The sequence below is a fragment of the Herbiconiux flava genome (assembly GCF_013409865.1).
Classification (GTDB): Bacteria; Actinomycetota; Actinomycetes; order Actinomycetales; family Microbacteriaceae; genus Herbiconiux; species Herbiconiux flava.
Window position 1 is genome coordinate 1,602,585 of record NZ_JACCBM010000001.1, and the last position, 20,907, is coordinate 1,623,491.

Annotated in this window: 23 protein-coding genes, 1 tRNA gene and 1 riboswitch; of the genes, 19 read left to right on the plus strand and 5 right to left on the minus strand. The window is 70.4% G+C overall.

Annotated elements, in window-relative coordinates:
- Positions 1-41: 41 nt before the first annotated feature.
- Genes BJ984_RS07745 through BJ984_RS07780 form a run of 8 tightly spaced genes read left to right on the plus strand, consistent with a single transcriptional unit; the run spans position 42 to position 7,471 of the window.
- Positions 42-1,064, plus strand: coding sequence for a carbohydrate ABC transporter permease (locus BJ984_RS07745; protein ID WP_179547514.1), 1,023 nt, complete (start codon positions 42-44; stop codon positions 1,062-1,064).
- Entirely contained in the window at positions 1,061-2,011 is a 951-nt protein-coding gene (locus BJ984_RS07750; protein WP_179547515.1) for a carbohydrate ABC transporter permease, read from the plus strand. The genes BJ984_RS07745 and BJ984_RS07750 overlap by 4 nt, the downstream gene beginning before the upstream one ends.
- On the plus strand, positions 2,008-3,141 hold the full coding sequence (locus tag BJ984_RS07755) for a Gfo/Idh/MocA family protein (RefSeq protein WP_246306446.1): 1,134 nt from the start codon (positions 2,008-2,010) through the stop codon (positions 3,139-3,141). Before BJ984_RS07750 ends, BJ984_RS07755 begins: the two co-directional genes overlap by 4 nt.
- Entirely contained in the window at positions 3,138-3,461 is a 324-nt protein-coding gene (locus tag BJ984_RS07760; protein ID WP_179547516.1) for an L-rhamnose mutarotase, read from the plus strand. The genes BJ984_RS07755 and BJ984_RS07760 overlap by 4 nt, the downstream gene beginning before the upstream one ends.
- Positions 3,462-3,508: 47 nt before the next feature.
- A complete protein-coding gene (locus BJ984_RS07765) occupies positions 3,509-4,870 on the plus strand; it encodes an L-fuconate dehydratase (RefSeq protein ID WP_179547517.1) in 1,362 nt (453 codons plus the stop codon).
- Complete coding sequence (locus tag BJ984_RS07770; RefSeq protein ID WP_179547518.1) at positions 4,867-5,886, plus strand: aldo/keto reductase; 1,020 nt, start codon at positions 4,867-4,869, stop codon at positions 5,884-5,886. Before BJ984_RS07765 ends, BJ984_RS07770 begins: the two co-directional genes overlap by 4 nt.
- Entirely contained in the window at positions 5,883-6,725 is an 843-nt protein-coding gene (locus BJ984_RS07775) for a fumarylacetoacetate hydrolase family protein (protein WP_179547519.1), read from the plus strand. Before BJ984_RS07770 ends, BJ984_RS07775 begins: the two co-directional genes overlap by 4 nt.
- Entirely contained in the window at positions 6,722-7,471 is a 750-nt protein-coding gene (locus BJ984_RS07780) for an SDR family NAD(P)-dependent oxidoreductase (RefSeq protein WP_179547520.1), read from the plus strand. The genes BJ984_RS07775 and BJ984_RS07780 overlap by 4 nt, the downstream gene beginning before the upstream one ends.
- A 33-nt stretch (positions 7,472-7,504) precedes the next feature.
- Here BJ984_RS07780 and purU read toward each other — a convergent pair whose 3' ends face one another.
- Positions 7,505-8,362, minus strand: a complete 858-nt coding sequence (gene purU / locus BJ984_RS07785) for a formyltetrahydrofolate deformylase (protein ID WP_179547521.1) — start codon at positions 8,360-8,362, stop codon at positions 7,505-7,507.
- A gap of 218 nt (positions 8,363-8,580) precedes the next feature.
- Here purU and BJ984_RS07790 point away from each other — a divergent pair, with 218 nt between their 5' ends.
- The 6 genes from BJ984_RS07790 (at position 8,581) to BJ984_RS07815 (ending at position 14,481) form a co-directional block, all read left to right on the plus strand.
- Complete coding sequence (locus BJ984_RS07790) at positions 8,581-9,816, plus strand: MFS transporter (protein ID WP_271206448.1); 1,236 nt, start codon at positions 8,581-8,583, stop codon at positions 9,814-9,816.
- A 7-nt stretch (positions 9,817-9,823) separates the two neighbouring features.
- A riboswitch (ZMP/ZTP riboswitch) is annotated at positions 9,824-9,905 on the plus strand.
- Positions 9,906-9,946: 41 nt separating this feature from the next.
- Positions 9,947-11,221, plus strand: a complete 1,275-nt coding sequence (glyA, locus tag BJ984_RS07795) for a serine hydroxymethyltransferase (RefSeq protein ID WP_179547523.1) — start codon at positions 9,947-9,949, stop codon at positions 11,219-11,221.
- Positions 11,215-12,096 carry a bifunctional methylenetetrahydrofolate dehydrogenase/methenyltetrahydrofolate cyclohydrolase gene (locus tag BJ984_RS07800; RefSeq protein ID WP_179547524.1) on the plus strand — a complete coding sequence of 294 codons (882 nt, stop codon included), beginning with the start codon at positions 11,215-11,217 and terminating at the stop codon, positions 12,094-12,096. The genes glyA and BJ984_RS07800 overlap by 7 nt, the downstream gene beginning before the upstream one ends.
- 76 nt (positions 12,097-12,172) lie before the next feature.
- Positions 12,173-13,093 (plus strand): aldose 1-epimerase family protein, encoded by a 921-nt coding sequence (locus tag BJ984_RS07805; protein ID WP_179547525.1) that lies wholly within the window; start codon positions 12,173-12,175, stop codon positions 13,091-13,093.
- A gap of 122 nt (positions 13,094-13,215) precedes the next feature.
- Positions 13,216-13,518 carry a DUF7882 family protein gene (locus BJ984_RS07810; protein WP_444979737.1) on the plus strand — a complete coding sequence of 101 codons (303 nt, stop codon included), beginning with the start codon at positions 13,216-13,218 and terminating at the stop codon, positions 13,516-13,518.
- 27 nt (positions 13,519-13,545) lie between these two features.
- Positions 13,546-14,481: a DUF4436 family protein gene (locus BJ984_RS07815; RefSeq protein WP_179547527.1), complete on the plus strand. Its 936-nt coding sequence runs from the start codon at positions 13,546-13,548 to the stop codon at positions 14,479-14,481.
- On the opposite strand, the gene BJ984_RS07820 is transcribed toward BJ984_RS07815, so the two are convergent.
- A complete protein-coding gene (locus BJ984_RS07820; RefSeq protein ID WP_179547528.1) occupies positions 14,449-15,153 on the minus strand; it encodes a M50 family metallopeptidase in 705 nt (234 codons plus the stop codon). The genes BJ984_RS07815 and BJ984_RS07820 overlap by 33 nt on opposite strands.
- A gap of 93 nt (positions 15,154-15,246) precedes the next feature.
- Positions 15,247-15,930, minus strand: a complete 684-nt coding sequence (locus tag BJ984_RS07825) for a DUF4190 domain-containing protein (RefSeq protein ID WP_179547529.1) — start codon at positions 15,928-15,930, stop codon at positions 15,247-15,249.
- 170 nt (positions 15,931-16,100) lie between these two features.
- On the opposite strand from BJ984_RS07825, the gene BJ984_RS07830 reads away from it, so the two are divergent.
- Both BJ984_RS07830 and BJ984_RS07835 read left to right on the plus strand, forming a co-directional pair.
- Complete coding sequence (locus BJ984_RS07830; protein ID WP_179547530.1) at positions 16,101-16,292, plus strand: hypothetical protein; 192 nt, start codon at positions 16,101-16,103, stop codon at positions 16,290-16,292.
- Entirely contained in the window at positions 16,259-16,477 is a 219-nt protein-coding gene (locus BJ984_RS07835; RefSeq protein WP_179547531.1) for a DUF6264 family protein, read from the plus strand. Before BJ984_RS07830 ends, BJ984_RS07835 begins: the two co-directional genes overlap by 34 nt.
- A gap of 30 nt (positions 16,478-16,507) precedes the next feature.
- On the opposite strand, the gene BJ984_RS07840 is transcribed toward BJ984_RS07835, so the two are convergent.
- Positions 16,508-16,580: transfer RNA gene (locus BJ984_RS07840), tRNA-Lys, on the minus strand.
- Between the two features lie 144 nt (positions 16,581-16,724).
- Here BJ984_RS07840 and BJ984_RS07845 point away from each other — a divergent pair.
- From BJ984_RS07845 to BJ984_RS07855, 3 genes are all read left to right on the plus strand, one after another.
- Positions 16,725-17,354: a DNA-directed RNA polymerase subunit beta gene (locus BJ984_RS07845; protein WP_179547532.1), complete on the plus strand. Its 630-nt coding sequence runs from the start codon at positions 16,725-16,727 to the stop codon at positions 17,352-17,354.
- Positions 17,355-17,588: 234 nt separating this feature from the next.
- The gene (gene sigK / locus BJ984_RS07850) at positions 17,589-18,194 is read left to right on the plus strand and encodes an ECF RNA polymerase sigma factor SigK (RefSeq protein WP_179547533.1); all 606 of its coding nucleotides are present in this window, start codon (positions 17,589-17,591) and stop codon (positions 18,192-18,194) included.
- Positions 18,191-19,096: an anti-sigma factor gene (locus tag BJ984_RS07855; RefSeq protein ID WP_179547534.1), complete on the plus strand. Its 906-nt coding sequence runs from the start codon at positions 18,191-18,193 to the stop codon at positions 19,094-19,096. The genes sigK and BJ984_RS07855 overlap by 4 nt, the downstream gene beginning before the upstream one ends.
- Before the next feature lie 13 nt (positions 19,097-19,109).
- On the opposite strand, the gene BJ984_RS07860 is transcribed toward BJ984_RS07855, so the two are convergent.
- Positions 19,110-20,876: a cell wall-binding repeat-containing protein gene (locus tag BJ984_RS07860; protein WP_179547535.1), complete on the minus strand. Its 1,767-nt coding sequence runs from the start codon at positions 20,874-20,876 to the stop codon at positions 19,110-19,112.
- Between the last annotated feature and the right edge of the window lie 31 nt (positions 20,877-20,907).

The window sequence follows — 20,907 nt, forward strand, 5'->3', positions numbered from 1 at the left end:
GGGCGCCGGCCCTCGGCCGGCGCCCGCCACAGGGGAACACTGTGACCAATCACCTCCTGGAGGAGCGCGCGAAGACCGCCGCCCCCTCCGACACCAGGGGCGCGGGCACCACCGCCCGCCGCCGCCGCTCGTGGCTCCGCCGCGACGAGACCCTCGGGGCCTGGGTGCTGCTGGCGCCCTACACCGTGCTCTTCCTCGTCGCCGCGGCCATCCCGATCGGCTACGCCTTCGTCATCAGCCTGCAGCGGGCGCCGTCGCTGGTGAACCCGACCTCGGGCTTCGGCGGCCTCGAGTCGTTCGCGACCGTGGTCGGCGACTACCGCTTCTGGTCGACGTTCATCAACATCTTCACACTGATGGCCATCTGGCTGCCGATCATGATCCTCGGCATCGTGGCCCTGGCGCTGCTCATCCACGCCAGCCCCGGTCGCTTCGGCGGCGCGATGCGCTTCGTCTACTACATCCCGGGCGCCCTCGGCGGCATCGCGAACTTCGTGCTCTGGGTCTACCTGATCGACCCGGTCAACTCGCCCATCGCCTTCCTCTGGCAGGGCCTCGGTGCGAGCACCTACAAAGAGGTCATCACGCCGGGCAACATGCCCTTCATCCTCACCGCGATGCTGTTCTTCCAGGGCATCGGCACCTGGATCGTCGTGGTCAACGGCGGCCTGAACGGCATCTCCGACGAGGTGCTCGAGGCCGCGCGCATCGACGGGGCGAACGCCTGGCAGCTCGCCTGGCACGTCAAGCTCCCGCTCATCCGCCCCTGGGTCGGCTACGCGGCCCTGATGAACCTGGCCTACGGCTTCCAGCTCTTCCTCGAGCCCTACCTGCTGAGGCAGATCTCCTCGGGCTCGGTGGTCGCCGAGTGGGCGCCCACGCAGCTCGGCTACGCGTTCGCGTTCACCAACCGCAACTTCCCCGCCGCGGCCGCCCTGTCGATCATCCTGCTGCTGATCACGCTCGGCATCGGCCTGATCATCGTCACCCGCAGCGGACTGTTCGGCGACGAGACCAGCACCCGCACGACCCGCGCCCAGCGCAAGGAGAGGAGGACCGCATGACCCGCGTCAGTGCGACTCGCGTGAGTGACGTCCCCCGCGTCGTCGGCTCGCACCGGTGGAACGCCGGCCGCATCGCCCGCATCGTCGTGATGGTCGTGATCGCGGCCGCCTTCCTGCTGCCGATCATCGGCTTCATCGCCCTCGCCTTCGGCAGCCAGGAGAACATCGAGTCGGGCGCCAGCGGCTTCCTCAACCTCGGCGGCATGTCGTGGGAGAACATCGTCTACAGCTGGAACCAGATCACCGGCTTCGGCCCCGGCAACGGTGGGCTCTTCCAGCAGTGGATGATCAACTCGGCCATCGTCTCGGTCGGCGGCGCGGCGCTCGCGCTGGTCGCGGCCATCCCGGCGGGCTACGCGTTCGCCCGGCTGCGCTTCCGCTTCCGCAAGGCGTTCCTGATCGCGACGCTGCTCGCCATGGTGATGCCGAACACCGTGCTCGTCATCCCGATCTTCCTCGAGGTGAACGCCATCAACGCGGTGGGCCAGCTCTGGCCGGTCGCGGTGATCATGGGCTTCTACCCGTTCGGCGTCTACCTGTCGTACATCCACTTCATGACGACGATGCCGCACGAGCTGGTCGAGGCGGCCCGCATTGACGGGCTGAGCGAGCTGCGCACCTTCTTCGAGATCGCCCTGCCCATCTCGAAGCAGGCCATCGCGCTGGTCGCGTTCTTCAGCTTCGTCGCGAACTGGACGAACTTCTTCCTGCCGCTCGCGCTGCTCACCTCGAGCCAGCAGAACAAGACGATCTCCATCGGCATCCAGGAGCTCATCGGCGCCAGCCCGCTGTTCAACGCCACCGTGGCCGCCGGCCTCGACGTGAAGCTCTACCTGCCGCAGCTCGCACTCGCGACGGTCATCTCGATGGTGCCGCTGCTGGCGATGTTCATCGGGGCCCAGCGCTTCCTGGTGCGGGGCCAGACCATCGGGGCGGTGAAGGGATGAGCGACGAGCGGATGCGCGGCGACCTGCCCGAACGCGATGACCTGCCCGAGCGCCACCCGGCCGCGGCCTACACGCTCGAGCTGCCCGTGCATCCGAGACCCATCGTCGTCATCGGTGCCGGCGGCATCGTCAAGGACGCGCACCTCCCGGCCTACCGCAAGGCGGGCTACCCGGTCTGGGGCATCGTCAACCGCACGGTGCAGAGAGCGGATGCCCTCGCCGCCGAGTTCGGCATCGAGCACGTCTTCGGCACCGTCGAGGCGGCCGTCGCCGAGGCCCCGGCCGACGCGGTCTACGACATCGCGCTGATGCCGGAGCAGTACGAGGCGGCCCTCGAGGCCCTGCCCGACGGATCTCCCGTGCTCATCCAGAAGCCGCTCGGCCACAGCCTCGAGCAGGGGGAGGCGCTCGCCGCCCTCTGCCGGCGCAAGGGCCTCGTGGCCGCGGTGAACACCCAGCTCCGCTTCGCGCCCTACGTCGCCGAGGCCCGCCGGCTGATCGCCGCGGGCACCATCGGCGAGGTGCACGACATGGAGGTGCGGGTGTCGGTCGACACCCCGTGGCACCTCTTCCCGCACGTGTTCGGGATGGAGCGGCTCGAGCTGACGATGCACAGCGTGCACTACCTCGACCTCGTGCGCTCGTTCTTCGGCGACCCCGACGGCGTCAGCGCGGTGACCCGGCGACACCCCGGGAAGCCCGAGATCGCCACGACGCGGTCCACGATCATCCTGCGCTATCGGGGTCGCGATCTGCGGGCCGTCGTGAGCACGAACCACGACCACGACTACGGGCCGGCCCACGAGGAGAGCTTCATCAAGTGGGAGGGCACGAGGGGCGCGATCCGCGCGCAGCTCGGCCTGCTGCTCGACTACCCGCGGGGCCGCGAGGACTCGCTCGAGCTCGCCGTCGCCGGCGAGAAGGGCTGGACTCCGCTGCCGTTCGAGGGCTCGTGGTTCCCCGACGCCTTCATCGGCTCGATGGGCGCACTGCAGCGCTACGTCGAGGGCTCGGTCGACTCGTTGCCGACCTCGGTGGACGACGTGCTGCACACCATGGCGGTCGTCGAGGCGGCCTACGAATCGGACGAGCGCGAGGGCGTGCCGCTCCGCGTGACGGTGACCTCGTGAAGCGGGTCGCCTCGGTGATCGGGCTGCCGCCCGAGAACCGCGAGGAGTACGAGGCCCACCACGCCGCCGTCTGGCCGGAGGTGCTGGCGCGGCTCGCCGAGAGCCACGTGCACAACTACTCGATCTACCGCTTCGGGGCCCTGCTGTTCTCGTACTTCGAGTACACGGGCGACGACTACGAGGCCGACATGGCCGCGATCGCCGCCGACGAGGCGACGCAGCGCTGGTGGGCCGTGCAGGAGCCGTTGCAGCGCCCGCTCGAGAGCCGGGCGCCGGGGGAGTGGTGGCAGGAGCTCCCCGAGGTCTTCCACACCGACTGACCGACACCCCCCTTTTCTTCACCCCTTCGACCGAACGGTTCACACTGATGACGATCATCACCGGCGTGGACGTCTACGACGTCCGCTTCCCCACCTCCCTCAGCCAGGACGGCTCCGACGCCATGAACAAGGACGGCGACTACTCCGCCGCCTACGTCGTGCTCCGCACCGACGGCGATCTCCGCGGCCACGGCTTCACCTTCACCATCGGCCGCGGCAACGACCTCTGCGTCGAGGCCTCGCGTCAGCGCGCCCTGCCGCTGATCGGCCGGGACGTCGACGAGATGGTGGGGGACCTCGGTGCCACCTACCGCTCGCTGAAGTCCGACTCGCAGCTGCGCTGGCTCGGCCCGGAGAAGGGTGTCGAACACCTCGCCATGGCGGCCGTGATGAACGCCGTCTGGGACCTCGCCGCCCGCAAGGCCGGCAAGCCCCTGTGGCGGATGCTCGCCGAGATGAGCCCCGAGGAGCTCGTCGACGTGGCCGACCTGCAGTACCTCTCGGATGCGCTGACCCGCGACGAGGCGCTCGAGATGCTGCGCGAGCTGGAGCCGACCCGCGGACAGCGGATCGCCGAGCTCGAGCAGCGCGGCGGCTACCCCTGCTACACCACCAGCGCCGGCTGGCTGGGCTACAGCGACGACAAGCTGCGCCGCCTGCTGCAGGAGTCGGTCGACGAGGGCTACCGGCACCTGAAGCTCAAGGTCGGCGCGAACCTCGAGGACGACATCCGCCGCCTCGGCATCGCCCGCGAGGTGATCGGCTGGGATGCGAACCTGATGATCGACGCGAACCAGGTCTGGGACGTGCCGGAGGCGATCGAGTGGGTGAACCGCCTCGCCGAGTTCAAGCCGCTGTGGATCGAGGAGCCCACGAGCCCCGACGACGTGCTCGGCCACGCCGCCGTGCGCCGAGCGGTCGCGCCGATCGGTGTCGCCACCGGCGAGCACGGCATGAACCGGGTGCTGTTCAAGCAGATGTTCCAGGCCGAGGCGATCGACTTCTGCCAGCTCGACTCGGCCCGGCTGGCGTCGATCAACGAGATCCTCGCCGTGTACCTGATGGCCAAGAAGTTCGGCGTGCCGGTCTGCCCGCACGCCGGCGGCGTCGGGCTCTGCGAGCTCGTGCAGCACCTCTCGATCTTCGACTACGTGGCCGTCTCGGGATCGCTCGAGGGCCGGGTGACCGAGTACGTCGATCACCTGCACGAGCACTTCACCGATCCCTGCATCGTCGTCGACGGGAACTACGTGCTCCCGGGCCTCCCGGGGTACTCTGCGGAGATGTACGAAGAGTCCGTGGCGGAGTACTCCTTCCCCGACGGCGGCTACTGGAGCCGCGCGCTGGCTCCCGCGACCGCCGAGACCGCCGAGACCGCCGAGACCGTCTCCGTGGAGGCCGTTCTGTGAAGACCCGCTCCCTCCGCACCGGTCTCGCGCTGACCGAGCTCGGCCTCGGCACCGCCCAGTTCGGCAACCTGTTCAAGGAGACCACCGACGAGGAGGCCGCGGGCGCGTACGACGCCGGCTTCGCCGGCGGCGTGCGCTACTTCGACACCGCGCCGCACTACGGCCTCGGGCTCTCCGAGCGGCGGCTCGGGGCGGCGCTCGCCGCCACCGGCACGCGCGACGAGATCGTGCTCTCCTCCAAGGTCGGCAAGCTGCTCGTCGACAGCCCCGAGACCGCCGACCGGCTGGACGACGAGGGCTTCGTGGTGCCGGCCGCCACCCGCCGGGTCTGGGACTACAGCCGTGACGGCATCCTGCGCTCGGTCGAGGCGAGCCTCGCCCGGCTCGGCACCGACCGGCTCGACATCGCGTACCTGCACGACCCCGACGACCACTGGGAGGCCGCGTCGACCACCGGCGTCGACACCCTCGTCGAGCTGCGCGAGCAGGGCGTCGTCGGAGCCATCGGCGCCGGCATGAACCAGTCGGCGATGCTCGCCGAGTTCGTGCGCCGCACCGACGTCGACGTCGTGATGGCCGCCGGCCGGCTGACGCTGCTCGACCAGGGCGCCTCCGACGAGCTGCTGCCGCTCGCGGTCGCCCGCGGCGTCGGCGTCGTGGCGGCGGCGCCGTTCAACTCGGGGCTGCTCAGCAGCGACCGGGTTCCGGAGGCCGCGACCTTCGACTACGCGCAGGCCCCCGCCGAGCTGCTGCAGAAGGCCCGTGACATCGCCGAGGTCTGCGCACGGTACGGCGTCTCCCTCCCGGCCGCTGCGCTGCAGTACCCGCTCGGCTTCCCCGGTGTCGTCAGCGTCGTCGCCGGCGTGCGCACGGCGGCCCAGGCCGCCTCGACCGCCGAGCGCTTCGCCGTCACCATCCCCGACGAGCTCTGGAACGAGCTCGACGAGGCGGGGCTCGCCCCGCGACCGCCCGCATCACCGACCACCCCTACTCCGACGAAGGACAGCACGCGATGAGATTCAGCCGTATCGGCGCCCCCGGACACGAGACCCCCGCGGTCGAGATCGACGGGATCCACTACGACCTCTCGACGGTCACCCGTGACATCGACGGGGCCTTCCTCACCGGAGGGCTCGAGGCGGCCGCTGCCGCCGTGACCGCGGGCTCCCTCCCCGAGCTGCCCGCCGGCGGCCGTGTCGGTGCCCCGCTGGCGGCGCCCGGCAAGATCGTCTGCATCGGCCTGAACTACCGCGACCACGCCGACGAGACCGGGGCCGCCTACCCGGCCGAACCCGTCGTCTTCATGAAGGACCCGTCGACCATCGTCGGCCCCTTCGACGAGGTGCTCATCCCGCGCGGCTCGACCAAGACCGACTGGGAGGTCGAGCTCGGCGTCGTGATCGGCGAGACCGCCCGGTACCTCGACTCCCCGGCCGACGCCCGCAGGCACATCGCCGGGTACGTGCTCTCGCATGACGTGTCCGAGCGGGAGTTCCAGCTCGAGCGCGGCGGCCAGTGGGACAAGGGCAAGAGCTGCGAGACCTTCAACCCCCTCGGTCCGGTCCTGGTCACCGCCGACGAGGTCGACGACCCGCAGAACCTCGGTCTGCGGCTCTGGGTCGACGGCGTGCAGCGCCAGAACGGCTCGACGGCGAACATGATCTTCGGCATCGACCACGTCATCTGGTACCTCAGCCAGTTCATGGTCCTCCGTCCCGGCGACCTGATCAACACCGGCACCCCCGCCGGTGTCGCCCTCGGCATCCCGGGCAACCCGTACCTCCGCGCCGGATCCACCGTCGCCCTCGAGATCGACGGCCTCGGCCGCGCCGAGCAGACGCTGGTGCAGGCATGAGCGGCGTCTTCGAGGGGCTGACCGCGATCGTCACGGGAGGCGCATCCGGAATCGGGGCCTCCACCGCGACCGCGCTGCTCGCCGCCGGCGCCCGCGTCGCCGTGCTCGATCGCGCCACCGAGGGAGCGCCCGAGGGAGCCGTGCTCGTCACCGCCGACGTGACCGACCGCGCCTCGGTGCAGCAGGCCGTCGACGCCGCGGCCGAGGCCCTCGGCGGCATCGACATCGTGGTGAACAACGCGGGCATCAGCGCCGTGGGCACCGTGGAGCAGAACGACGACGAGCAGTGGGCCCGCGTGCTCGACGTGAACGTCGTGGGCATGGCCCGCGTCTCGGCCGCCGCGCTGCCGTGGCTCCGCCGCTCCGAGCACGCCGCGATCGTCAACCTCTGCTCGATCGCGGCGCTGAACGGCCTGCCCGACCGCGCGCTCTACTCGGCGTCGAAGGGTGCGGTGCTGGCGCTCACGTTCGCCATGGCCACCGACCATGTGGCCGAGGGCGTGCGCGTCAACGCCGTCAGCCCCGGCACCGTCGCGACCCCGTTCGTCGAGCGGATGCTGCAGGGCTTCGACGACCCGGTCGCCGAGCGCGCGGCCCTCGACGCCCGCCAGGCCACCGGCCGCATGGTCTCGCCCGATGAGGTCGCCCAGGCCATCCTCTACCTCGCGAGCCCGCTCTCGGCCTCCACGACGGGCACGGCCCTCGAGGTCGACGGCGGCGTCACCCACCTCCGCGTCCGCCGCTGAGGGCCGGCGCCCGCATCCTGGCCCCGACCGCTGCTAGCGGAAGATGATGGTGCGGGCGCCGTCGAGGAGCACGCGGTGCTCGGCGAACCAGGTCACGGCCGTGGTCAGGGTGCGGCTCTCCTCGTCCTGCCCTATCGCCACGAGCTCCGACGGCGTGCGGGTGTGGTCGACGCGCACCACGTTCTGCTCGATGATCGGGCCCTCGTCGAGGTCGCTGGTGACGAAGTGCGCGGTGGCGCCGATGAGCTTCACCCCGCGGGCGTGCGCCTGCTTGTAGGGGTTCGCGCCCTTGAAGCCCGGCAGGAAGGAGTGGTGGATGTTGATCATCCGCCCCGCCAGCCGCTCGCACAGCTCGGGCGAGACGATCTGCATGTAGCGGGCCAGCACCACGAGCTCGATGTCGTGCTCCTCGACGACCTCGAGCACGCGCCGCTCGAACGCGGCCTTCGACTCGGGCGAGGTGACCGGCAGCGACTCGAACGGCACGTCGTAGAAGCCGGCGAGGTCGCGGAGCGCGCCGTGGTTCGACAGCACCAGCGGGATCTCGACGGGCAGCTGCCCCGCACGGCGCCGGAACAGCAGGTCGTTCACGCAGTGCGCCGCCGTCGAGCCGAGCACGAGGGTGCGCAGCGGCCGGCCGACGGTGTCGAGCCGCCAGTCCATCGCGTAGCGCTCGACGACGGCGGCGAGGGCGGCCTCGAACACCTCGCGGCCCGCCTCCGACTCGACCTGCAGGCGCATGAAGAAGCGGCCCGTGTCGGAGGAGGAGAACTGCTGGCTCTCGGTGATGTTGCCGCCCGACTCGACCACCGCGCCGCTGACCGCGTGCACGATCCCGGGGAGGTCGGCGCAGACGAACGTCAGCACCCAGTGGTTTCTCGGCAGCGACATCGGATCTCCTCTTGCCTGGAACGGGCTCTCCGCTAGAATAGTGAATGGTCGCGCGGTCATCGTCCGGCCACGGGCATGTACGAAGTCGTCGCCGTCTGCGAGAGAAGTCGATTCGCCCCGAGTCGACCTGGCCACGGCGCTTCAGGTCGTCAGGAACAGGCACTCGAGCCTCCTCTGTCCGCCGAATTTCGAGATGTCTTCGAATGGTGCGCACTGCTGTGACCACATTTCTGCCGCAGACCGGGTCGATCCCGGTCGTCAAGCGCTTCCCCTGGGGCGGTCTGATCGTCCTGGCGACCGCCGTCTTCCTCTCGGTCACCGCCGAGATGATCCCGACGGGCCTCCTGCCCGAGATGAGCACGAGCCTCGGCGTCACCGAGTCCCAGACCGGTCTGCTGATCAGCTTCTTCGCCTTCGCGGTCGTGCTCACGAGCGTGCCGCTCAGCCTGCTCTTCCGCCGGGTGCCCCGGCACCTGCTGCTCGTCGGCGTGCTCGTCGTGGTCGCCGTCACCAGCGTTCTGGCCTCGATGGCGCCGAGCTACGAGTTCCTCGTCGTCGTGCGCATCATCGGCGGCATGGCGCACGGCGTGTTCTGGGGCGTCGTCGGCGCCTACTCCGCGCACCTCGTGCCCAAGGAGCAGATCGGCCGCGCGGTCGCCCTCACCACCGGCGGCGGAACCCTCGCGTTCGTGCTCGGCGTGCCGCTGGCCACCGCGGTCGGCCACGCCTTCGGCTGGCGCATCCCGTTCCTCGCCGTGGGCCTCCTGGCGCTCCTCGGTGCCGTGCTGCTTTGGTTCATGCTGCCCCGGGTCGACCACCTGAAGCACGCGGTCCAGGATGCGCGGCTCACCGACTCCGGCCGCCGACGCCGCTTCGTCTGGAACGACAGCATCCCCGCCGTGGCCCTGGTCTGCATCTTCGCCGCCGTCGTCACCGTCGGGCACTACTCCTTCTACACCTACATCGCGCCGTTCATGATCGACCGGATGGGCGTGGCCGAGGGCGACGTCGGCCTGCTGCTGCTCGTCTACGGCGTGGCCGGGGCCCTCGGGCTGATCATCGCCGGCTCCGTCTTCGGCAAGCGGCCGTCGACCGGGCTGCTCGTCTCGCTGGCCGTCACCGCAGCCTCGGTGCTCGTGCTCTCGGTCTTCACCGCGAACCCGGTGATCGCGATCGGCTCCTTCGCGCTCTGGGGCGTCGTCTTCGGCATCATCCCGACGCTCATGGCCACCCGGCTGATGCACGTCGCCGACCCGGCCATCCGCGACGCCGCCAGCGCGTTCTACTCGACGGCCTTCAACGTCGGCATCGGCCTCGGGGCGGTCGTGGGGGCTCTCTTCCTCGACACCTTCGGGCTCGAGGTGCTGCCCTGGGTCGACCTCGTGGCCATCGTGATCGGCGCCTCGCTGCTGCTCGCGACCCCGATGATCACTCGCCGCGCAGCCCGCTCCTGAGGTAAGCTGACCCCGTCGCAACTGGCGTTCAGATGGTCACCATCGGGAAGCGACGGACAGGGATTCGGCCGCGCGCCTGGGTCGATACGAATCCTCCCCTTCACGTCCGTCACGCCAAAAGGAGCCCGTCATGTCCGACACCTTCAACCTGCCCCTGGCCGAGGTCGATCCCGAGATCGCCGAGGTGCTGAAGCTCGAGCTCGGCCGCCAGCGCGGCACCCTCGAGATGATCGCCTCCGAGAACTTCGTGCCCCGCGCCGTGCTCGAGTCGCAGGGCTCGGTGCTCACCAACAAGTACGCCGAGGGGTACCCCGGCCGCCGCTACTACGGGGGCTGCGAGTTCGTCGACATCGCCGAGGAGCTGGCCATCGCCCGCGCCAAGTCGCTGTTCGGCGCCGAGTACGCCAACGTGCAGCCCCACTCCGGTGCCACCGCCAACGCGGCGGTGCTCTCGGCCATCGCGACCCCGGGCGACACCATCCTCGGTCTCGAGCTCGCGCACGGCGGCCACCTCACCCACGGCATGAAGCTCAACTTCTCGGGCAAGCTCTACAACGCCGTCTCCTACGGCGTCGACCCCGAGACCTTCCTCGTCGACATGAACGTGGTGCGCGACAAGGCCCTCGAGCACAAGCCGCAGGTCATCATCGCCGGCTGGTCGGCCTACCCCCGCCAGCTCGACTTCGCGGCCTTCCGCGCCATCGCCGACGAGGTGGGCGCGAAGCTCTGGGTCGACATGGCGCACTTCGCCGGCCTCGTGGCCGCGGGCCTGCACCCCTCGCCCGTGCCCTTCGCCGACGTCGTCTCGTCGACCGTGCACAAGACCATCGGCGGCCCCCGCTCCGGCTTCATCATCAGCCGCGACACCGAGCTGGCGAAGAAGCTGAACTCGAACGTCTTCCCGGGCCAGCAGGGCGGCCCGCTGATGCACGTCATCGCCGCCAAGGCCACCGCGTTCAAGCTCGCGGCCGAGCCGGAGTTCAAAGATCGTCAGGTGCGCACCCTCAGCGGCGCGCGCATCCTGGCCGAGCGCCTCATCGCCGACGACACCCGCGGCGCCGGCGTCGACGTGCTCACCGGGGGCACCGACGTGCACCTCGTGCTCGCCGACCTCCGCACCTCGGAGCTCGACGGCCAGCAGGCCGAGGACATCCTGCACGAGGTGGGCATCACCGTGAACCGCAACTCGGTGCCCTTCGACCCGCGCCCGCCGATGGTCACCTCCGGCCTCCGCATCGGCACGCCCGCCCTTGCCACCCGCGGCTTCGGCGACGTCGAGTTCACCGAGGTGGCCGACATCATCGCCACCGCGCTGAAGCCCGAGCCCGACGTCGAATCGCTGCGTGCCCGCGTGCTCACGCTGACCGACGGCTTCCCGCTCTACCCGGGCCTCGAGCAGTGGTAGCCGAGCGCCTCGACGGGGTCGCCACCGCGACCGCGTTGAAGGACGAGATCCGCGCGCGGGTCGACGCCCTGCGCTCCCGCGGCATCCACCCGGGGCTCGGCACGCTGCTCGTCGGCTCCGACCCCGGGTCGATCTCCTACGTCGCCGGCAAGCACCGCGACTGCGCCGAGGTCGGCATCGAGTCGGTGCGGGTCGACCTGCCCGACACGGCGACCGAGGCCGACGTGCGGGCGGCCATCGAGCAGCTGAACGGCGACGACTCCGTCACGGGCTACATCGTGCAGCTGCCGCTGCCGAACGGCATCGACGAGAACGCGATGCTCGAGCTGATCGATCCCGCGAAGGACGCCGACGGCCTGCACCCCACCAACCTCGGCCGCCTGGTGCTCGGTGTCGGCGGCGAGCTCGACTCGCCGCTGCCCTGCACCCCGGCCGGCATCGTCGAGATGCTCGGCCGCTACGATGTGCCGCTGGCGGGCAGGCACGTCGTGGTCGTCGGCCGCGGCCTCACGGTCGGGCGTCCGCTCGGTCTGCTGCTGACGCGCAAGGGCGTCGACGCCACCGTCACCCTCACCCACTCGCGCACCACCGACCTGGCCGCCGAGGTGCGGCGGGCGGATGTGGTGGTCGCCGCCGTGGGCGTGCCCGGTCTCATCCAGCCCGACTGGGTGAAGCCCGGCGCCGCCGTTCTCGACGTGGGTATCACGCGCGTGGTGAACGAGGAGACGGGCAAGGCGCGACTGATCGGCGACGTCGACCCCGGTGTCGCGTCGGTGGCGGGCTACCTCTCGCCGGTTCCCGGCGGGGTCGGGCCGATGACGCGGGCGATGCTGCTGGCCAACGTGATCGACGAGGCGGAGCGCCGGGCGCGCTGAGCTCGGCCCGCCTGTCGGCCGGGCGGGGCCGGCTCGGGGCCTCCTCGGGTCGGGGTGGCCGTCCTAGGGTGGAGCCATGCGCGCACCCACCGGAGACCAGTACCGCCTCGAGCTCGAGGCCGAGGGGCGCCGGGTGGTCGCCGTCGTCACCGAGGTGGCGGCGGGCATCCGCTCGCTCTCGATCGACGGCGTCGACCTCGTCGAGCCGTTCGCCGAATCGGTCATCCCGCCGGGCGGCGCCGGCATCGTGCTCGTTCCGTGGCCGAACCGGGTCGCGGGCGGGCGGTGGACGCTCGACGGAGAGCCGCAGCAGCTCGACCTGACGGAGCCGAAGGCGGGCAACGCCATCCACGGACTGCTGCGGAACACCGCGTACCGCGTGCTCGAGCAGGAGCCGCACCGGGTGCTGCAGGCGGCGACCGTGCACCCGCAGCACGGCTACCCGTTCCTCGTCGACACGACCGTCGAGCACCGGCTGACCGACGACGGTCTGACGGTGACGCACACGCTCTCGAACGCCTCGGCGTCGGCGGCGCCCGTGGCAGTGGGCGCGCATCCTTATCTCAGGGTCGGCGACGTGCCCGTCGAGGAACTGACCCTCACCGTCGACGCGAGCACCCGGTTCGTCACCGACGACGCGCAGATCCCCGTGTCGGAGGAGCCCGTCGCCGGCACCGCGTACGACCTGACGGCCGGGCGACGCATCGGCGACCTCACCATGGACCAGGGCTACGGCGGGGTGCGGGTGACGGATGGCCGGAGCCGGCACCGGGTCGAGGCCCCCGACGGCCGTGCGGTCGAGCTCTGGGCCGACGCCTCCTTCGGCTACGCGCAGGTGTTCACCCCGCCCGCCTTCGCGTCGATCGACGGGCCGCGGCGGGCCGTCGCGATCGAGCCGATGACCGCACCGGCGAACGCGCTGAACAGCGGGCAGGGGCTGCGCTGGCTGGCGCCGGGGGAGCGCTGGGAGCTCAGCTGGGGCATCCGTTCAGCCTGATGATCAGGGGTGTTGTCAAGCCCCTTCGCTCTGTTTTGGGGAGTAAATATCGCCACGTTAGGCTCGATTTCGGGAGTACGGCTGTGGGCTCCTGAACTGTTTGGGAGCGTGGCTTGGGCCTGTTGATCTATGGGCCGATGTCGGCGGAGATCGAGATGGACGACCGTCTGCTCGCCCATCTGCGCCTCGTGATCCTCACGAAGATGCGCAACCACGAGGCGTTCTCGCTGTCCTGGACGATGGAGCCCGGGCAGGGGAGCGGCCGCGAGACGCTGTGGGTGCATCCGTCGATCCCGTTGCGCTTCCGCTTCTACGGCAGCCGGCCCGCCGCCATCAACCGGGCGTGGATCGAGCTGATGGTGCAGGCGGCGAACCGGGGCGATTTGCGCATCATGCCCGAGCCGGCGCCCGACGTGGACAACTGAGCCTCCGCCGATCGATATGCTCGGCCTATGACTGAGCTGAGCCCCCGGCCGCGACGGCGGCGGTGGCTGACGGCGGTCGTCGCGGTGGTCGCCGTCATCGTCTACGCCGTGGTGGTGCTGCTCTATGCCGGGGGGCTGCGGGCGTCGAGTAACGAGTGCGAGACGGTCATCGACGGAGCCGACGGGGTGACCGTGCTGCTGCAGCCGGCGGCCGTGCACGCGGCCGAGCAGCGGCTCGAGTTCCAGGTGACCCTCGACCCCTCCGACAACTTCCTGTCGCTGGACGGCTACACGGCGAAGCAGGGCATCAGCCTCCTGACGTTCCCGGTCGACGGCAGCCTGGTGCAGTCGTTCGCCGAGGGAGAGGCGCTGGCGAGCTCGACCCAGTCGGACTACGCGGCGGGGGTCGTCGAGGAGTGGCCGTTCGACAGCTACGAGGCCGACCTCACCACCTACGCGTTCACCGGCTCGGGTGCCGACGAGCTGGCGCTGCCCACCAGGGTCTGCCTGCACGACTCGGTGCCGGGGTGGCAGCTGGAGATGCACAAGATCGACGACCCGGACAAGAAGGTCAACACTGCGCAGGGCAAGGTCACGTTGCCGATCGTCGTCATCACCGCCACCCGCTCCGCCAGCACCGTGGCGTTCGGCATCGTGCTGCTCGGTTTGATGGCCGTCGTGCCGGTGCTGGTGCTCTTCGTGGCGATCAGCGCCTACACCGGCCGTCGCAAGGTCGAGGCCACCCTCACCAGCTGGATCGGCGCGATGATCTTCGCCACGATCCCGCTCCGCAACTTCCTGCCCGGCTCGCCGCCGGTCGGCTCGTGGATCGACTACCTCGTCGTGCTGTGGGTGATCGTCGGCCTCGTCACCGGCCTCGCGATCTACATCCTCGCCTGGAACCGGTGGGGCACGCGGGCCTCGCCTCGCTCACTGCACGACGCCGAGCAGTCCCAGCACTAGGGCCGTCGCCACGGCCGCCGCCGCGGTGACCGCCACGAAGGCGGCCACCCAGACGACGGCGGGCACGTGGGTGAGGCGGGCCAGGGCATCCGCATCGGATCTGCCCCTGGCCCGCCGGCTGAAGCCGAGCTCGACCGACGACCGCACGGCCCCCGCCACGAGCACGAGGCACAGCACCAGCGGCAGCGCCGAGCCGACGCCGCTCGGGAGCAGCAGAAGCCCGCCCACGAGCACCGCGGCCGTGCCGAGCACCACGAGCGCTCCGACGACGTTGCGCACGAGCACCAGCGCGACGACGAGCAGCGCCCCGAGCCCGGCCGCCACGGCGACGGCGTGCCCCTCGACCGTGAGCCACACCCCGGCCAGCCCGAGCAGCCCCGGCGCGGGGTACCCGGCGGCGGCCGTCAGCACCATCCCGGGCCCCCGCGGTCTGCCGCGCGACACCGTCAGCCCGCTGGTGTCCGAATGCACCCGGATGCCCGCCAGCCGCCTCCCCGTCAGCACCGCCGCCAGCGCATGCCCGCCCTCGTGCGCCAGCGTCACGACGAACCGCGCCACCCGCCACACGGGCGACACTCCCACCACCCCCACGGCGACCCCCACCGCCACGATCACCCCCACCACGGACGGCGCGGCCGCCCGCGCCACCAGCACCTCCCACACCCCGTCCACCCCCGAACGCTACCCCGCCCCGACTGGTTGAAGCGGATACAGCAACGCCCCGGCCAGCGCCTCACGACTGGTCAGGGCGTCATGCAGTTCGGGTCAGCTGTTGCCGAAGTCGCTCGACGAGCACGTCACGAACGCGAACTGTCCCTCGGCGGTCTGAGTCGACACGACCTCGCCATCGACGGTGATGGTGCAGGTCACGGTTCCGGAGTCAGTGCTCGTAGACCCGGTGAGCAGGAACGATGTGTAGTCGAAGGCGTCGCCGGTCTCGACCGTGAACTCCTTGACGAATGGCGCCGGCAGACCATTGCTCGACTCGGTGCCCGAGCTGCCGTTCGTGTACGTCGAATAGGTGACGTCGACAGTCGGCAGGCTGCTGGTCACCTCGTACTTCACGGACACCGGGACGGCCGCAGCGGCCGAACTGGACGCCTGCACCTCATCGATGCTGTCGCTGACCGCGCTGGCGAATCCGGCTGTGTAGACAACGGCGAGGATGATCGACAGAATCAGCGCGACGAAGGACACGATCGTCCCCGCGATCGCGATGCCCTTCGAACGGCCTTTGAGGAACAGGGCGATCGCTCCGAGAACGAGACCCACGAAGGCGATGAATCCCGTGGCGTAGTTCAGGAAGGGGATGAATGATCCGAGGAGCGCCAGCCCGCCGACGATCAACGACGCGATACCCAGGCCGTTGCCCTTCTTCAGCTGCGCTCCGGGAGCCGGGTAGCCGGGCTGAGCGGGCGGGTAGGTGGGGGGTTGCTGTGAGTTAGTCATGTGTTGATCATGACAGAGGTATCCACCTCGAACCGGCAGCGAGTGAGCCCAGAACAGGGGTCACGAGCGGCGACCCCTACGTTCTCTCCCCGGTCTCGCGCCCTAGTATCGGGGCGTCGGAGACGGGCGGGGGAGCCCGGTGGAGGCCGACCGAGGGGAAGGGGTGCGGGATGAGCGAGTACCCGCTGGCCTTCGAGGTCGGGCCCGGGAGGGCGGTGCCCTCGAGGGTCGGGGACGTCGTGGCGGCGGTGGTGCTGCTCGTGCTGGGCGCGATCGGCATCGCGATGCTCGCGTTCGTGTCGCTGTTCCTGGCGATGGTGTCCGACGGATGCGCTCCGGCACCGACTGCGACTTCAGCCTGATGGGGGTCGGCTACTTCATCGCGCTCCTGGCGCCGCCCCTCGTCTACCTCGCGGCGATCGTCTGGACGATCGTGCGGCTGACGCGCCGCCGGCGCTCGTGGTGGGTGCCCGTCGTGGGCGCGCTCGCGGCCCTGGCCGTCTGGGCGCTCGGCTACGGCCTCCTGATGGCCAGCCTCAACCGCTGAGCAGCACGCTCACGCAACGAGGCGGGAGGGTGGGCCCGGAGGGGCTCGAACCCTCGACCCGCGGATTAAAAGTCCGATGCTCTGCCAACTGAGCTACAGGCCCTCGGGGTCAAGGGTAGCGCGAATCGGGTGGCGGTCGGGTCGGCGGTGGGCGTTCGCTGTGCGCGTGAGAGGTGCGGGAAGCGGGGGAGGGTGGCTACCGTTGGAGACTGCGACCGCATACCGCCGACCGGCAGGACATCACCGCATGGCAGACGACTTCCACCGCCCCGCGCTCTTCAGCAACTCGGCCTTCGAGGCCTTCCAGGGCGGCGACGACCCGGCGACCGTGAACCGGGTCGCCCACGAGACGGCCGGCGCCCTGCTCAGCCGGGTGCGCGACGATCCCCAGCCCGAGGTGATCGAGCGCCTCCTGGCGTTCACCGACGACCACGGGATCGACGCGATCGCCGAGCTGTGGGCGCGAGCATCCGCTCATTCTCTGCCCGGCAGTCTGTGGCGCATCTACCTGCTGCGCGTGCTGATCAGGCAGGACCCGGAGCTCGCCAGTTACTTCTTCGAGCGAGGCACCACCATGACGCAGGGCATCGACCCCGTGGTCGCGGGTGCCGAGTCGCCGACCGGGCCGAAGGAGATCACCGAGCTGGCCGACCGCATCCTGCGCGGGTTGTTCACCGGCGACTTCGCGGTGGCGCTCGATCGGGCGGCCGCGTTCTGCCGGATCATGGCGCAGGGCTGCGTGAGCATCGCCGACGACGCCGAGATCGGGGCGCCCGAGACGGCGACCACGCTCACCACCCGGGCCCTGCGGTTCGAGACGATCGGCGACGACCTGGCCGAGTCTGCGGCGCTCTGGCGGCACGACGGGCTCGACTGAGCCGGCACCCGCCCGGTTCGACTCCCACCCGAGGCGTTGTAAAATAGAAGCGTCGGGCCGCAGTAACCCCGGGCTCCAAAATTCGCCGCTTCGAGCGGCCTTCCGCCGAGAGGCGTTTCTGCGGCCCGGCACCTCGCAGCTGGGAAGATCCGGCCAATCCGCTCCGTAGTTCGTTCCGAATAACGATCGTGACCAGACGAGGTGCCAACGGCACGAACCCAGGCGTGACCTGTCATGCTTGAGCTCGTGACGACAGACCGAGGGCAGCGCGACGACGCCGAAGGCGTCGAGGCCGCCGCGACCCTCGAGAGCCTGCTGCTGCAGGTGGCCCAGGGCGACGCGCAGTCGTTCTCCGAGCTCTACGACCGCACAGCGGCCCGGGTGCTCGGTCTCGTCAGGCGCGTCCTGGTCGACCACTCGCAGTCCGAGGAGGTCACCCAGGAGGTGCTGCTCGAGGTCTGGCGCACCGCGCCGCGCTTCGAGCAGGCACGCGGCAGTGCCATGTCGTGGATCCTCACGATGGCCCACCGCCGCGCGGTCGACCGGGTGCGCTCGTCGCAGTCCAGTCACGACCGTGACGAGAAGATCGGCCTTCGCGACATCGAGGCCGACTACGACAGCGTCAGCGAGACCGTCGAGATCCGAATCGAGCACGAGAGGGTGAAGAGAGCCATGACACAGCTCACCGCCCTCCAGCGCGAGGCCATCTCGCTCGCCTACTACGGCGGCTACAGCCACACCGAGGTCGCCACCCTGCTCTCCGTGCCCGTGGGCACGGTCAAGACACGATTGCGCGATGGAATGATCCGACTTCGAGACGCCCTGGGGGTGACATCATGACCGACCGCACCGACGACACGAACGGCGAGGGCTTCGACCCCCGCGTCTCCACCGGCGCCTACGCCCTCGATGCTCTCACCGCCGCCGAGACCGCCGAGTTCGATCAGGCGATCCGCTCCTCCGCCTCCCTGCGCGAGGAGAGCGACGAGCTCCGCGAGACCGCGTCCCTCATCGGTCTCTCGGTCACACCCGTCGAGCCCTCGCCCGAGCTGAAGCGCGAGCTCATGGCGAAGCTGCTGCTCACCCCGCAGCTGCCCGCACTCCCCGTCCAGTCGTCCCGCTCCGAGACGGCGACGGATGCTCGAGCAGCCCTCCCCGACATCACCCCCGCGGCCCCCGCCGACGAGGGCCTGCCGACCGCCCTGGGCCAGTCCGCCCCCGTCGAGGCGCGCTCCGCCGGAGGTGCCGAGAACCGAGCCCGCCTGCGCTGGTTCGCCCGCCCCACGACCCTGGTGGCGGCCGTCGCCGCAGCCGCGGCTCTCTTCGTCGGCGGCGGCTTCGTCGGCAGCGCGATCGTGAACAGCACCTCCACCACCGACGTCGCCGACTCCTCGGCGAGCGAGCTCGCTCGCATCACGGCGGCCGACGACGTGCAGCGCGCCTCCGTGGCCGTGGCCGGGGGCGGGAACGCCACCGTGGTCTGGTCGAACGAGCTCGGCCGCTCGGCGGTGCTCGCCGAGGGCCTGCCCGAGCTGCCCGAGGGCAAGGTCTACGAGGCCTGGTACATCGACGCGAAGGGCCCGGTCGCGGCCGGCACCTTCACCGCCGCCGAGTCGGGCACCTCGTGGCACGTGCTCGAGGGCGCGATGAGCGCCGGCGACGTCGTCGGCGTCACGGTCGAGCCGGCGGGCGGCTCGCAGCAGCCCACCACCGAGCCCATCTTCGCGGTCGAGTCGGCCTAGCCGGCCCGACGGCTCAGTCGGATGGCCCGCACGGTGTCAGTTCTGCCACGGCCTGACTGAGAGCCGCCGTTCCTCCTAGCAGAGTGGCGACGCCCACCCCGGTGCGCTGCAGCGAACCGAGCACCGAGTCGGGGACGCAGTCAGGACGGACGGCGTACAGCGGCATCGCCGACTTCGCGGCCCAGGCCGACCCGGACAGTGCATCGGGGAACGTCGTGCCGGTTGCGAAGAACGCCTGCGATTCATGGGGGAAGACGGCAACGTTGATCGCGACGGACGTCTCGTACCGGTCGGCCCCGAAAAGGCGGTTCGCCCTGGTGAACGACGCGAGTTCCGCCTCGATCTCCGATGACACCGCGATGGGCCCGCCGACGACGGTGGCCCTGTAGAGGGACAGTGCGCGGAGGAGTTCGGCGGTCGGCGCGTCGAGAGTCGGGGCGGCGCCGTCGACGAGGAGCACCGGGAGTCGTGAGACACCGGCCGCGGCGCCGGCGCTCAGAGCGTCGGGGAAGTCCCGCCCGGTCGCGATGAACACCTGTGAAGGGCCGTCGGGGAACGCGTGCGTCAGAACGTTGCGGGAGACCGCGTAGCGATCGGAGCCGTCGATGCGTTCGGTCGGCGCGATGCCTTCGAGTTCCTCTTGAACGTCCGGTGTTAGGGCGGCGGGCCCTCCGACCATCACGATCCTCTGGGGAGCAAGGCGCGCAAGCTCGGCGCTCACCTCGGGGAGCAGCGAGTCTCCAGTGGTGAGAAGGAGTGGCCCGCCCTCCTTGACCGCCGCCGGGCCCGCGGTCAGGGCGTCGGCGAATCCCGACCCGGTGACGACGTACGCCACTCGGGCGCCGTTAGGGTAGGACGCTTTCGACACGTTCACCGCGACGTCGTAGCGATCCTCACCGCCGAGCCGCTCGGTCGTTATCGGATGCTCGAGTCGAACGGGCATCCGCAGTTCGAATCGTCCCATCCGGCCCTGCGGGTCGGACCGATCACGAGGCTGGTAGAAGGCGACCCACAGGGACATGTCGGCGACGTCGTCATCGACGAGTCCTGCAGGGATGGCGACGAAAAGTTCCGACCCGTCGTCTGACCTCGTGTATTCGAGGTCGATCGTGCGATCGTCGGCGTTCCCGTCCAGTCGTACCTGCGGCACGATCTCGCGGTCGGGTTCGTTCAACCCGGACGGAGCGGTCCAGAAGCCGTCCTCGGCGTCGAGCACGAAGTCGCTGCCGGGCCGCAGCACCGCCGGTGAGGGACTCCCGGTGGAGGAGTCCCGGAGGTCGCTCGCCACCGCATTCTGCAGGGAGAGGTCGTAGTCGAAGGCATCCTGGGCCGGAGAGCCGGAGGAGTCTCCGGTGGTGAAGCTCGCCCAGAGCAGGGCGGAGTCCCTCGACAGATCAGGTTCTCCCGTCTCCTGGTCCGGAACCGAGATCACCACCGAGAGCCCCTGGTGAGGGGGCAGATCAAGCGGGAGGGGGATGTCGATCGAGGTGGCGTTACCCGGCGCCGTGCCGGTCGATCCCTCGCCGAGACCGAGGTTCCAGGCGAACGAATCGATCTGGAAGGCGGCGAGTTCGGCCGGCAAGGTGAGATGAAGGCTCTGTGGCGAAGCCGGGATCGGAGTCGTCGGCCAGTGGGCCGTCAGCGACTTCGTGATGATGTGGACGGCTGCGTGCTGCGTGGGCGATGGTTCGATATCCGAGGCCGCCGCGCCGTGGAGGGGAAGGAGCGGCGCCAGTAGCAGTGCCGCACTCGCGCTCGCCAGTGTGATGAGTCTCCTCATGCCCGTCCCCGTTCGTCCCCGCCCCGCAGGC